General features: G+C 45.2%; 10 protein-coding genes. 3 read left to right on the top strand and 7 right to left on the bottom strand.

Features of this window, described 5'->3' with window-relative positions:
* Positions 1–483: 483 nt before the first annotated feature.
* Together AC4E8D_RS13080 and AC4E8D_RS13075 are read right to left on the bottom strand one after the other, a co-directional pair.
* Positions 484–1,635 (bottom strand): iron-containing alcohol dehydrogenase, encoded by a 1,152-nt coding sequence (locus tag AC4E8D_RS13080; protein ID WP_221824933.1) that lies wholly within the window; start codon positions 1,633–1,635, stop codon positions 484–486.
* Between the two features lie 246 nt (positions 1,636–1,881).
* A complete protein-coding gene (locus AC4E8D_RS13075) occupies positions 1,882–3,576 on the bottom strand; it encodes a M3 family oligoendopeptidase (protein WP_339184427.1) in 1,695 nt (564 codons plus the stop codon).
* A gap of 604 nt (positions 3,577–4,180) precedes the next feature.
* On the opposite strand from AC4E8D_RS13075, the gene AC4E8D_RS13070 reads away from it, so the two are divergent.
* Positions 4,181–4,936 (top strand): hypothetical protein, encoded by a 756-nt coding sequence (locus AC4E8D_RS13070; RefSeq protein WP_339184425.1) that lies wholly within the window; start codon positions 4,181–4,183, stop codon positions 4,934–4,936.
* 117 nt (positions 4,937–5,053) lie between these two features.
* The gene (locus AC4E8D_RS13065) at positions 5,054–5,266 is read left to right on the top strand and encodes a cation:proton antiporter regulatory subunit (protein WP_017688899.1); all 213 of its coding nucleotides are present in this window, start codon (positions 5,054–5,056) and stop codon (positions 5,264–5,266) included.
* A 50-nt stretch (positions 5,267–5,316) separates the two neighbouring features.
* On the opposite strand, the gene AC4E8D_RS13060 is transcribed toward AC4E8D_RS13065, so the two are convergent.
* Positions 5,317–8,064, bottom strand: a complete 2,748-nt coding sequence (locus tag AC4E8D_RS13060) for a PAS domain-containing hybrid sensor histidine kinase/response regulator (protein WP_221824940.1) — start codon at positions 8,062–8,064, stop codon at positions 5,317–5,319.
* A 210-nt stretch (positions 8,065–8,274) separates the two neighbouring features.
* Here AC4E8D_RS13060 and AC4E8D_RS13055 point away from each other — a divergent pair, with 210 nt between their 5' ends.
* On the top strand, positions 8,275–9,099 hold the full coding sequence (locus AC4E8D_RS13055) for a protein-glutamine gamma-glutamyltransferase (protein WP_221824942.1): 825 nt from the start codon (positions 8,275–8,277) through the stop codon (positions 9,097–9,099).
* A 184-nt stretch (positions 9,100–9,283) separates the two neighbouring features.
* Here the strand turns inward: AC4E8D_RS13055 and infC are convergent, their stop codons facing one another.
* From infC to AC4E8D_RS13035, 4 genes are all read right to left on the bottom strand, one after another.
* A complete protein-coding gene (infC, locus tag AC4E8D_RS13050; protein WP_221824943.1) occupies positions 9,284–9,775 on the bottom strand; it encodes a translation initiation factor IF-3 in 492 nt (163 codons plus the stop codon).
* 121 nt (positions 9,776–9,896) lie between these two features.
* Positions 9,897–10,829, bottom strand: a complete 933-nt coding sequence (locus AC4E8D_RS13045) for a manganese-dependent inorganic pyrophosphatase (RefSeq protein WP_076217128.1) — start codon at positions 10,827–10,829, stop codon at positions 9,897–9,899.
* Positions 10,830–11,272: 443 nt separating this feature from the next.
* The gene (locus AC4E8D_RS13040) at positions 11,273–12,049 is read right to left on the bottom strand and encodes a metallophosphoesterase family protein (RefSeq protein WP_313771518.1); all 777 of its coding nucleotides are present in this window, start codon (positions 12,047–12,049) and stop codon (positions 11,273–11,275) included.
* 74 nt (positions 12,050–12,123) lie between these two features.
* Positions 12,124–13,131 (bottom strand): LLM class flavin-dependent oxidoreductase, encoded by a 1,008-nt coding sequence (locus AC4E8D_RS13035; protein WP_221824944.1) that lies wholly within the window; start codon positions 13,129–13,131, stop codon positions 12,124–12,126.
* Positions 13,132–13,347: the final 216 nt, after the last annotated feature.

Here is a 13,347-nt window from a genome sequence, read left to right as displayed (position 1 = left end):
TTAGGAGCATGCTGTACAGATGTGTAACTGGATGAATCTTATTGCAGTTGAACTTCTTGGATTGTAAAGCCTGAAATAGAGATGATGCTGGTGTAGAATTGCCTTGACTGTCTTACAGAGGTGAATGTTAGATGCAGAACTTCAGGTGTAGCTCGTGAACAATGAAATAGACTACTCCTATTTACATTAAACACGAAACGGACTGGGGAATCTTACTGGAAAACATCGACATCAAGTTGCGGGTAAGATCACCCTTTCTCGTGCCGCTGTTATTCATATTATATTCGATAATAGAGAAGCAAAATCCTTTAGTTTTTGTACAATCATTAAATGGGAAAATAAGTAAAAAGTATGAGTTCACATGACAAAAAAGCCGACTTTCCATCCCGGCTCATTTTGTCTGTTATTTTTTGGACCCTGCTTGGTTCATGATCCTCTAGCTTCAACAAGATTGTACTTTGATGTATCCGTTTCTGAAACAGTCTATATAATTTTGCGGAACAACTCCATCACTTCATCCTTGGACGGTTGATAGGGATTGCCTGGTGCACAGGCATCTTTCATCGCGTTATCCGCAAGAAGTTCCACATCGGGATCTTTTACACCCAATTCAGACAGTTTCTCAGGAATGCCTACTTCCTTCGATAGCTGACGTATGGCCTCAATGACGTAATTGGAACACTCCTCATCACTTCTACCCTTCACATTCATACCAATTGCCTTAGCGATATGACGGAATTTGCCGGGTACATGCTTGGCGTTTAACTCTTCCACATAGGGGAGTAACATTGCGTTACAGACACCGTGCGGCAGATCATATACGCCACCCAGTTGATGCGCCATCGCATGGACATAACCCAGGCCCGCATTATTAAAAGCAATCCCGCCAAGGAAACACGCATACGTCATATGTTCCCGCGCTTCCAGATCACTGCCGTCTCTCACGGCTCTAGGCAAATATTCAAAGATCAATTCAACAGCTGCTGCAGCTGTCGCACTTGTCACTGTAAATCCACCCGGTGTAACCATCGCTTCTACGGCATGGGTCAAGGCATCCATTCCTGTAGCCGCTGTGAGACTTGCAGGTTTGCTGAGCATCAGCTCCGGATCATTAACCGACAGCGAGACCAGACTGTTGCGGTCTACCATAACCATCTTCACTTTACGTTCCTCATCTGTAATCACGTAGTTAATTGTCACCTCGCTCGATGTGCCCGCTGTTGTGTTAAAAGCCACAAGTGGTACGGACTTATGTTTCGATTGATGCAGTCCTTCATATTCACGGATATGCCCACCGTTCGTAGCTACAATACCAATCCCTTTGGCAGCATCCTGCGGTGAACCTCCGCCTATCGATATAATGGCGTCACAGCCATGATCCTGGAATACTTGAAGTCCATCATGTACATTCTGACATGTTGGATTAGGCTGAACCTCATCATATACAACATATTCTAACCCTGATTTTCTTAGTATAGACAGTACCTGTTCAGCAACGCCTGAAGTAATCAATTGACGATCACTTACAACCAGCGCCTTGCGGATACCCATCTGTTCAATCATCTGACCTGCTTCCTGTAAACAGCCTCTACCCATCAAGTTCACGGGCGGAACATAATATGCATGTGTTGCCATTTGAACCAGCCTCCTGTAACCCCTGATTTACTATCTCCATTGTAACTGAATCCGTTTTCAGATATAGTGAAATAAATCACAATGAGTCCGATAAATGTTACACTGAAGGTTGATTTTTACCTATAATGAAAAAGACGACCCAGACACCCGAAGGTCTCCAAGCCGTCTTACTTATCTATCTTAAAGCTTTATCCACTACTTATACCTTACTGAAGGTACTATTACTAAAAGCATCCTGACGAAGGCTTACAGCGCCTTATCGTTCACGCCGTCAAGCCATGCCTCAATATCGCCAATTACGGAGGATACACAGCCATCCTCGAATGGTGAGTTCAATCCAGCCAGTTCAACCAATCCGGTGAAGGACAGGCTTCCTCCCGCTTTGCACAATGTCAGATAGTCGGCCCATGCGGACTTCATGTCCTCATTGCTGCGTTTCCAGAACTGGAATGCACAGATTTGTGCCAACGTGTAGTCAATGTAATAAAATGGCGATGAGAAAATGTGACCCTGCTTATGCCAGAAACCACCCTGCTCCAGATACGCATTGTCTTTGTAATTGATGTGTGGCAGATAGGTCTTCTCAATGTTGCGCCATGCCTGCTTACGCTCCGCTGGTGTTGCATCCGGATTCGCATATACAAAATGCTGGAATTCATCCACGGCTACGCCATAGGGGATAAACAACAAACCGGAAGACAGGTGATCAAACTTGTACTTGTCCGTATCTTCCTTGAAGAACAACTGCATCCACGGCCATGTGAAGAACTCCATACTCATGGAATGAATCTCAGCCGATTCATATGTCGGCCAGTTGTATTCAGGCACTGCAAAATCACGGCTCTCATACACCTGGAAAGCATGACCTGCTTCATGTGTCAATACATCAATATCACCGGATGTACCGTTGAAGTTGGAGAAGATAAACGGCACTTTGTAATCGTTCAGGAACGTACAATATCCGCCGCCCTGTTTACCTTTTTTGCTTACCAGATCCATAAGCTCGTTTTCGGTCATCATCTGGAAAAAAGCATCCGTCTCTGGCGATAATTCAGCGTACATTTTTTTACCATGTTCGATAATCCAGTCCGCGTCACCCTTAGGTGTCGGGTTACCCGTCTTGAAGCTGAAGCCCTGATCGTAATAATACAGTGTATCCACATCGATCCGATTACGCTGACGCTCTCTGAGCTTGGTCGCTACAGGCACGATATAATCGCGAACTTGTGCACGGAAGTTGGCAACCATCTCGGCGTTGTAATCTGTACGGTTCATACGATCATAACCGAGTTCTACATAGCTTGGATAACCCAGTTTCTTCGCGATCTGTGTACGTACTTTAACCAGTTCATCGTAAATGCGATCGAATTCAGCCTCATGTTCAGCCATGAAAGTGTATCTGGCTTCCGAAGCGCGCTCACGCATGGAGCGATCCGTGGACAGTTCAAATGGATGAAGCTGTGGCAACGTGCGTTCTTCACCTTCGAACGGAATTTTGGCGGATGCGATCAATTGATTGTATTCTGTGGAAAGTTTGTTCTCCTTCTGGAGTTCTTCAATAATTTCCGGGCTGAATGTTTTCAGTGAAAGATCTGCCAGCTGGAACAGCTGTGAACCCCATTTCTGTTCCAACTCATTGCGGAATTTGGAGTTAACCAGTGCGCGGTAAAAATCCGTAATATATTCCTGCACAATTGGTGCATTCTCATCCAGAAATTCGTTCTCTGCCTTGTAAAACTCATCATTGGTATCAATGGAATGACGGATGTAGACCAATTGGGCTTGTGTCTCAAAATCACTGCGCAGCGCGTTAATCTGATCCATGAATCCACTCTGTTCTTCAACCGTTGCCGCAGCTTCAAAACCGCTCAACAGCTCACGGAAAGATGTCTTGATGTGTTCCAGATTCGGACGTGTATACGTATACTCACTAAATTTCATTATGTACACCCTTTCCTGTTTGGCAGAATTTCGGGAGCATCCCGAGTTAAACTACCCCCTATTATACAAAAGAGCAGCTAAAAAATCCCATCTTTACGAAAAATATTTGTCCATCGGTCAAATTGTGCAACACGACTGGTTACATATATTACGTACTTATGTAAGGTCAGTGCCTCAACATTTTCCCCACACAAATAAGCCCGCCTCGCGTTAGCGAAGCCAGCTTATAGGTTGTCTCTCTTCTTTTCACATTTAAACAATACTAGCTTTGGTCTTTATCCATAATCTGATAGAACCAGCCCATTCCGACCATGCCCACGACCATAATAACAGCCATAATAATGATATATGTCATGAATGTAACCTCCCTGCTTCCGTATATTCATCACACTACTACTAGTGTACACGGTGAAGCGCCATTTGAATTGACCGAACATTGACAAAAATACGAAATCTTTAATTTTAATAAATGGATTATTTCCCCGATCACACTAAATCATACGTACCTCGCTGCACGGTGCAAAGTTTCATCCGCCATGCTTACGGTGTATACTATACTTCTATGAAATGGAATTTGGATTTTTAAGCAGAAAGGTTGAAAGACATGTCAACTCGCATCCCCTTACGTCAGTTATTTCTTACTGTTTTATTAGCCCTTATGTTATCTGTTTTATCCGCTTGTGCTGATGGAGAAGCCCATCTAACGGTAAATATGGATGGATCAACGGATCTGGATCTCAATCTCAACGTAAAGAACTCCGCTCTTGGAAAAATTGGACAAGACAATCTCATGCCTCTGATTGCAGATGCATTGAATCGAAATAACTTCCAGGCAGAGGTTTCGGAACAAGGAGATCAGAAGCAACTCACAGCGACCACCCATTATGAAAAAAGCAATAAAACCAGCTTTAATACGTCCAAGTTACCACAAGGGATCAAGGTTGAACAATCAACTTCACCTGGCTTCTTCACTTCCAAAATGCATATTACAGCAGAAGCCGATCTCATGGAGTCCATGCCCGATGGTGAGATCAAAAATCAGATTAACAAGGTACCCAGCTTTCTTAAAAATCTCTTGTTAAAGGATGTTAACTTTGACTTTAAGTTGTCTTTGCCCATCAAGGCAGCTGATTCCAATGCAGATCAGGTAGAGGATGGCGGAAAAACGCTGATTTGGCACGTTTCACCCCTCCAGATGAATAAACTGGATCTGACTGTACAGGTTCCCAATATTCGGAACATCATTATCATGGCAGTCATTGGCCTACTATTAATCGCTGCTCTGCTCATTTGGTTTTTTGTTCGTCGCAGACGGGCCAGACAGCACCAAAGTGCAAGGTCACATCGCGGAAAAAATTAATTCTTCACACCAATTTTATTTGTGACTTGCCAAACGGTGTTATGGATAGTAGAATACATCCGTACTGTGTGAACGGTTAATTTTTTATTAAGCAAAGCTAAAGAGGTGACAAGTTTCATGAATATCCGCGAATGCCCACTACCTGGTATCGGAGTTAAGTACCAGTTTGATACAAAGGGCGGCCATCAGTTAGTCATTATTGTGCATGAGGACGGACGCCGTGAATTATTCTCCGTTGATCCACAAGACAACGAAGAACTCACTCTGATTGCAGATTTGGAAGATGACGAATGTGTGACTCTCTCCGGTTTAATCGGAGGCTGGTCGTAAATGACAGAATAACCTGTACCTTGAATTTCAAGGCGCAGGTTATTTTTCCGTTACGTTACCCTTTGAGAGCGAATATATGGAACCCATGTATTCAGTACGCGGCTAATCTCCGTGGAATGAAACGGTTTGCTGATAAAGTCCTGCATCCCGCATTTCAGACACTCCTCACGGTCACCGGCGCCTGCAAAAGCTGTAATCGCTGCAATAACCGGTATGTCTGGGTGGCTCTTTCTGATGTGGCAGGTCGCTTCAATCCCATCCATAACTGGCATTTGAATATCCATAAACACCAGGTCATATTGAACCTTGTTCAAAGAATCGACGGCCTGTGCACCATTCTCAACGATATCACATACTCCGCCAAACTTGCGCAGCATCTCCTCCAACAGATGACTGTTGACCGTTTGATCCTCAGCAATCAAAATTTTGATGTCATGGGCAAGACTAGCTCGATCCAATTGCAGTTCATCATTCGTGGTGATGTCAATCGGATCATTACTTTCCTCTAACCACCGCTCCACTACGAGGGTGAACTGGAATTCTGCCCCCTCACCGATCTCACTCTGTACGCCAATCGCTCCGCCCATTAACTCAACCAGTTTTTTGCTGATCGCAAGGCCTAGACCTGTCCCGCCAAACTTACGATTGATGGCCGGATCAAGCTGTGAGAAGGATTGGAACAATTGATGCTGCTTTTCTATTGGAATTCCGATCCCTGTATCTCTCACCTTAAAGGTCAACATCAGTTTATCCTGACCATGCTCATCTGAGAAATCAGCACCTACGCTCACCTCAATGCGGCCTTGCTCTGTGAATTTAACGGCATTACCCACCAGATTAATCAAAATCTGCCGGATTCGTGTCTCATCCCCTCGAATGCGTTCAGGAATGTGATCCGACACTTCACAATAGAGTTCAATATTTTTCTCTGATGCCTTCAGTGCAAACAGCTCGATCACCCCGCCCAGCATCGCCTTAATATCTACAGGTGCGCGCTCAAGATCCATTTTGCCGGCTTCGATTTTGCTGAAATCCAAAATTTCGTTCAAAATGTACAAAAGGGATTCGCCGCTATCAATCATAATTTCCGTAAAACCTTTCTGTTCATCATCCAGCTCGGTTTCCATTAACAGATGGGCCATGCCCATGATGCCGTTTAATGGCGTACGAAGCTCATGACTCATGATGGCGAGAAACTCGGACTTGGCTCGGTCTGCATGCTCTGCTGCTTCCTTGGCACGTATGATGTCCTTAACAGATGTCATATCACGGAAGACCAGAACTGCTCCGCGGGTTCTACCCTGATCCATAATCGGCTTCAATTGGAACTCCGCCAAAAAACTGGACCCATCCTGTCTCCAGAATACGGATTCGGTACGCGGCAGACCTCGTCCCTCACGAACAGCCTGTAGAATAGGTGTATCCCTGGATGGGTATGGGATGCCATCGCTCTGCATTTGGATCATCATCTGTTCTAATGGTTTGCCATTCATTTCACTTGGACAGAAGTTCATGATCTCCGCAGCGGCCGGATTGGCAAAGTTCAGATTCCCATCCAGGTCCAGTCCAATAACCCCCTCAGACATGCCATTCAAAATCAATGCCCGTTCATAACTAAGATTCTCGATCTCCTCGACGTAACGTTTGGACTCAGTAATGTCACTGGTAATCCCATAGACCCCGACAACTTTCTCCTCAAGTATAATAGGAACATTAATCACATTTGTTTCAATTCGCTGCCCATTTTTGTGAATTAGGCCTATCTCGTAACTCTGTGCATTGCCCTTCACCGTCTCCTCAAAATGGTATCGAGTCTTCTCCAGATCTACAGGATCAATGAGGTGATCAAAAGGTCGATTCAGCAGCTCCTCTTTGGTGTGTCCTGTCAACTGTTCCTGACCCATATTGGCTTTCAGCAGATTGCCTTCCAGATCAAGAGAAGCCACACCTAGGGGATTGCAGTCAAATAACGATCTGTACTCCTGCATGCTTAACTGTTGTTGCTGGCTGGCTGTGATATCCCGGGTTACGGCGACCATCTCCATCAATTCACCTGCATCGTCATATACATAGTGCGTAATCGTATCTGCCCATACCGTAGATCCATCCTTATGTAGCAGGCGATAATTGAGCCGTTTGGGAGCAAGACCCTTTCTCTGCTCTTCTACGTACGCTTCAACCAAAGGCACATCCTCCGGATAGATAACAAATGTTCCCGGCTTACCTATAACTTCTTCCAACTCATAGCCCAACATGCTTTTACATGCATTTGATACATATTTAAATGTACGACTAGAATCGGCATCATGTATTGCAATCAGGTCTAGTGAAGACTCCGCCAACAGCCGAGAGATGCGACTGCTCTCTTCCAATTGTTTACGTTGCACAATGAGGATTTCCTCTGCATCTTTTTGTTTCGTAATATCAGCAGCTTGTACCAGCAAATACAAGGGCTCACCATTCGTTTCATCCCTAACAATACAAGCTCTAATGGTTGCCCATAATAACGAACCGTCCTTTCGTTTCAGACGCACCTCCGTCTCGTACATCGGACTTGTTTCATGGGTCATTTCCCAAAACTTGCTGCGGAATTCCTCCATATGCAGATCTTCTTCGTAGATCATATGTATGACCGAAGTATCGATCAGTTCATCTTCACTGTATGCAAGCATCTCGCAAAATGCAGGATTAAGCTGCAACCACCGTCCATTTACATGCGATGCGACAGCAATGCCGATTGGTGCGTGCGTATACAACTGTTCAAACAGAGATCGGCTCTCTGTAATGGATTTCGACATTACATGTCCTCCTTTATGAGAATCTGAATGTATTCCGTATGAATAGATCGACCTGAACATAACTTCATCTATAGAGTACTACCCCAAATGCAAGGATTAATAAACGAGATCGGACAAAATTCCTGCATGAACCGACATATACTACACAATACCCGTGCTCTCCCGATTATACAAAGTTGAATATTCGAATAGGAACGGAGGTTATGGATCATGATCATTGTTGCTAATCAACCCGCCCAGCTGAACCGCTCGGAATGGTCTGCTTTTGAATGGCATTGGTTACAGCAACTCCAGAATCGGCCTACAAGGTATGTATACCAATCCATGGATCATCTTCGTTTTGAGTGGGACTTGAGGGGCTCTCTCGTGGATGCAGCGGAAGGATTGGATCGAAGTGGTGTGAGTTTTGCATCCTTTGAAAAATCCAGATGTAATCCTGCCTACTGGAATCGTAATGCGGAAGGTGGGTTCGAACTAAGATCAAACGTGTCCCCCGCCGACGGTATCCGGGATATCTGGAGGAATGGACACTTATATGCCTTTGAATGTGCAACAGCTACCGTTATTGTGCTGTATGGTGGCGTGCTGGGAAGCATTCGCGAAGACGCCTTTAATTCCCTGTTTCGAAATCTGTTACTCTTTGACTGGCATTATGACAGTGACCTGCGATTAACCGAAAAAAACGGTAGCGAAACCGCCCTGCCAGGAGATGTGCTGTATTTCAAGAATCCGGATGTTTCTCCGGAAACTCCCGAGTGGCAGGGAGAGAATACGTTCATGCTGCGCGAGAACTGGTATTACGGACACGGCATTGGTATTGCACGCGGCGAAGATATTATACGTACCCTGAATCAGTTCCGCGTTCCAGGTAGTCGGGTCTCCGCCTACTTGATGGATATGGTGATCTATCCGGACTTCTTTTATTTATCCCGATTCGCCAAAAACAACCAGAATAATATGGCCGCTGGTTCTACGCCTGTGTTACCCGGACAGTTATATGTACGACTTGGTGGCAGCCGTTATTTACGCAGCTGAACTACTGGAACAGAAACGGCTTTTACATTAAATTGCACGATACTTCAATCCAAGTGATGACAAACAAGCCCAATACAGCAGCAGTTAACCTGCCACCTCATTGGGCTTCTTTACATTCAAAAGATCATTACGGTATCAATATTCGCCTTACCTTTGTGCTACATCGAGGATCGCTCCTGGCAGTTTAAGCAATCGGGTCCAGTTGCACAACAACCTGTTTACCACTTACCTGAACACCTGTCGTTTTGCTACCGAATTCAGCCAGCGATTTGCTCAGTTGCTCAGCCCACTCCTTGCCTGCAACTCCTTCTTTGGCTCCATGCACCTGGATGACGAGTTTTACCGAATCACCCTTCTTCAGAATGCGCTCCGCTTGAGATTGCTTCGTCTCCCGGTCATGATCTTCCATCGCAAGGTTCAAGCGAATTTCCTTTACTTTACGTTTATCGGGGGATTTACTCGCTTTTTTCTTCGCCTGCTGCGCTTCCGCTTTGGCCGCTTCAGCTCCAATCAGCTTGCACGGAGGCGGACTCGTCATCAAGGACAGGCACACCAGATCTACCTTATGCTGCTTCGCAAGTAGAAGTGCTTCCTGCGTGGACATCACACCCAGATCTTCACCATTCAGGCCGGTCAACTGCACTTCGGCTGCTTTGATCTTTTCATTTTTGATCATGATTTCTTCCTCCTCTACATCAAAAGCCTGTCCTGACCATTTACGGATCAGAGCAGGCTAGGATGGTGTTGCTACGTATTTGTAATACATATCAGCGTACAAATACGCCAATCGGTTTGAGTTACAGCGTGTTGAATGCTTCCGTCAGGACCGGTACAATTTGTGATTTGCGTGATACTACGCCTTTCAAGATAGCTCTGCTATCAGACAGCGTCACATTGTAGGCTTTCTCCACTGCTTTAGTGGATGTACCATATGCCAGAGCTACGGAATCGTTGTTCAGAATGTCTGTTACGACAAATACAAACAGATCGAGACCTTTGCTGGAAATGATCGCTTCAATAGCTGCTTCAAGCTCAGGTTGCTTCACGAGAACATCATTCACGTCAACGGCATTAACCTGTGCAATTTCCACTTTGGATTGACCCATTACGAATTCTTTGGCATCCAGGGAGATTAGTTCAGCAATTGTTTTTTGGCTCAGATCCGCGCCGGCTTTCAGCATGTCCAGACCATATGTGTCTGCATCTACACCAGCAATGGCAGCCAGTTCACGTGCAGCGGCTACGTCCTGCTCTGTGCAAGTCGGGGATTTGAACAATAGGGAGTCGGAGATAATTGCAGACAGCATCAGGCCAGCAATCGGTGCACTCACTTCGATGCCATTTTCTTTGTACATTTTATTCAAAATGGTTGCGGTACAACCTACAGGCTCTGCACGGAAATACAGAGGTCCGCTTGTCTCAAAGTTAGCGATACGGTGATGGTCGATAACTTCAACAACAGTCACTTCCTCAATATCGCTTACACTTTGCTGACGCTCGTTGTGGTCAACCAGAATAACCTTGTTTACTTCATTTGCAGCTGTTTTAATCAGACGTGGTGCTGCAATTTTGAATTGATCCAGTGCAAACTGGGTTTCACCATTGACTTCGCCGAGACGAACAGCTTCAACGTCCTGACCCAATTTTGTTTTGAGATCCGCATAGGCAATTGCCGAACAGATCGTATCCGTGTCGGGATTTTTGTGACCGAAGATTAACGCTTTTTCCATATTCATAGCCCTCCGTCAATTCTGATTTATATAAGTTTAACCAAAGAATGTTTACACTTGCCACTCCGATGACAGAATAACCTTCCGATCGCTGTTATCCCCAGATTTTTTGATTCCCTTTTTAAAGGGAAAATCCGGTGATAAAGGCGAACGCTCCGCTTCTCCAGCTTTTTTCTGTCCTCTCCGTTCTCGTGTAAAAAGTTTAGTTGAACTTATATAGAAAATAAATGTCATATTTAATCATACCCTTACTGATTATAGCGCTAATAAGGCTTAATTCCAATCCCTTTACAGCGAATTAATTGCAAATCATTCTCAGGCAAGTCATTTTGAAAATAGCCAAACTTGGTCATACCCCTCAAGTCGATATGATATGTATCCTGTTTATTCCATCGTACAACCTTAAAAATTAGCATATGAAACTCTGATAAGCAACGAAAACATTAGATCTCAGGCTCTTCCGCGCTCTGCCCTTGCCGTACAAAAAGGGTCTGTAGACTCCCGTCTTCTCTAATCTCCAGCAGGTTCAATTGTGCTCCGTAGGCACAACCACCATCAATGCCAATTTTGTCTCCGCTCGGGTCAAACCAAATGCCTGTCTCATCATGCAAATGCTTCACGGGGGTGTGTCCAAATACGACCGTCTCTCTAATCGTCGTTGGTCTGGAATAGAATGATTCACGAATCCAGATGAAGTCCCGCTCGGACTGGCTTCTCCAATCCTCGATATCCGGGTTGATCCCGGCATGCACAAAAATATAACCCGGAATTTCGTACACCAGCGGAAGCTGTTCCAGAAAGCGTAGATGGTGTTCATAGTGTGTACGTATCCACTTTTTAGCTTCAGCATAAGCTTCCCAATCTATCTGTTGCTCATCAAAAGTAAGCTCCAGGTCCAGATAACTTGCCATCGTTTGTAATCCGCCATTACGAATCCAGTGTTGATCATATTGCTCAACATCCTGGGTAAGCGCCTTGACCATCATGGCATCGTGATTGCCTTTGATCACCATAATATGGTGCTGTTGTTGAAGCTGCATAATCTGTTCAATGACCTGTTTGCTGCTTGGACCACGATCCACATAATCACCGAGTAAAATTAATTCATCCTGCTGCGGATTATAATCTGCAAGCTTAAGCAGTGCATTAAATTCATCGTAACAGCCATGAATATCACTAATGACACATCTGGCATGTGAATCTCTCCTCTCCCTGATCACGCAAGAGTATAACCGGAACCTTGCAAGAGCAAGATTCCAGTCTGTTTAGAGTAGTTATTCCCGCTTGCTCACCATTAGTCCTGCTTGAGTCCAAAGGCTTCTGCAATCAAGCCGAATGAGCGCAGACGTGCTTCAAACGAATGGACTGCTGATGCAATAATGACTTCATCTGCTTCATGGCGTTCTGCCATTGCGGTAATTTTGTCTTTCACCTGATCCGGTGTACCCACGATGGAAAAAGAACGGCGCTGGTGGATCTGTTCCATCTCCATCGCTGTGAATGGATAGTTGTTCACCGTCTCCAGAGATGGGAATGAACTTTGTTCAAGACCTCGTCCAAGGCGTAAGAAGAAAAGTTCATTGCTGCGTGCAATTTCAGCGGCTTCCTCCTCTGTCTCCGCGCAGAATGCCGAGACAGCAATCATTGAATGTGGTTTGTCATTCAGGATGGACGGCTTGAAATGTCTGCGGTAATGTTTCATCGCTTCTTCGCCGCCTGGTGTTCCGAAGAATTGGGCAAACGCATACGACGTCCCTTGCGCTGCAGCAATTCTTGCACCTTCAGAGCTGGAACCCAGCAACCACACTTCTGGTACCGTGGGAACTGATGGTCCCGCCACAAGGGATGCGAACCGATGATCCTCAGGCAATTCTTCATGAAAGTATCCGCCGAGATCCGCAATCTGTTGGGGGAAAAAGTGTACATTCGAAGATTTCCCCTCATTCAGCGCTCTGCTGGCAATCGGCATGCCGCCTGGTGCTCTGCCAATCCCAAGGTCTATCCGCCCCGGATGCAAAGCTTCCAGCAGACGGAAATTCTCTGCAACCTTATAAGCACTATAATGAGGTAGCATAACGCCACCGGAACCTACGCGAATTCGATCCGTATGGGCAGCCACATGTGCAATCATAACTTCAGGACTGGAGAAAGACAGCGCACCACTACCGTGATGCTCCGACATCCAGAAACGGGAGTACCCCAATTGATCCGCATGTTGTGCGAGTTTGACCGTTTCCTGCAACGTATCCTGTACATTTCGACCTTCGTTGATATGTCCATGTTCAAGTACACTCAGTTTCATATATATTCAATCCTCTCGTCTGTTAGGTTCATAAGTACTTTGAATATGAGATCTGCGAATATTACGCGCTTTTGCTCACTTCATTCTTGCTCATTCCATTGTAACATTAATTATTACAGTTTCAAACTTTAGTTATTCTCTTTATTACCACACTTGTGCAAGAAACATGCAAAAAAACGTCACCAGCTTTTGAACTGGTGACGTTTTTGATCTGAC

Source organism: Paenibacillus sp. SRL342 (assembly GCF_984798905.1).
Note: the sequence above shows the minus strand (reverse complement) of the source record. Positions and strands in the feature narration are given on the sequence as shown.

Coding starts and splice junctions, on each gene's coding strand:
- AC4E8D_RS13055 (WP_221824942.1), top strand. CDS start 8,275: ATGATCATTGTTGCTAATCAACCCGCCCAGCTGAACCGCTCGGAATGG.
- AC4E8D_RS13035 (WP_221824944.1), bottom strand. CDS start 13,131: ATGAAACTGAGTGTACTTGAACATGGACATATCAACGAAGGTCGAAAT.
- AC4E8D_RS13070 (WP_339184425.1), top strand. CDS start 4,181: ATGTCAACTCGCATCCCCTTACGTCAGTTATTTCTTACTGTTTTATTA.
- AC4E8D_RS13045 (WP_076217128.1), bottom strand. CDS start 10,829: ATGGAAAAAGCGTTAATCTTCGGTCACAAAAATCCCGACACGGATACG.
- infC (WP_221824943.1), bottom strand. CDS start 9,775: ATGATCAAAAATGAAAAGATCAAAGCAGCCGAAGTGCAGTTGACCGGC.
- AC4E8D_RS13080 (WP_221824933.1), bottom strand. CDS start 1,635: ATGGCAACACATGCATATTATGTTCCGCCCGTGAACTTGATGGGTAGA.
- AC4E8D_RS13075 (WP_339184427.1), bottom strand. CDS start 3,576: ATGAAATTTAGTGAGTATACGTATACACGTCCGAATCTGGAACACATC.
- AC4E8D_RS13060 (WP_221824940.1), bottom strand. CDS start 8,064: ATGTCGAAATCCATTACAGAGAGCCGATCTCTGTTTGAACAGTTGTAT.
- AC4E8D_RS13065 (WP_017688899.1), top strand. CDS start 5,054: ATGAATATCCGCGAATGCCCACTACCTGGTATCGGAGTTAAGTACCAG.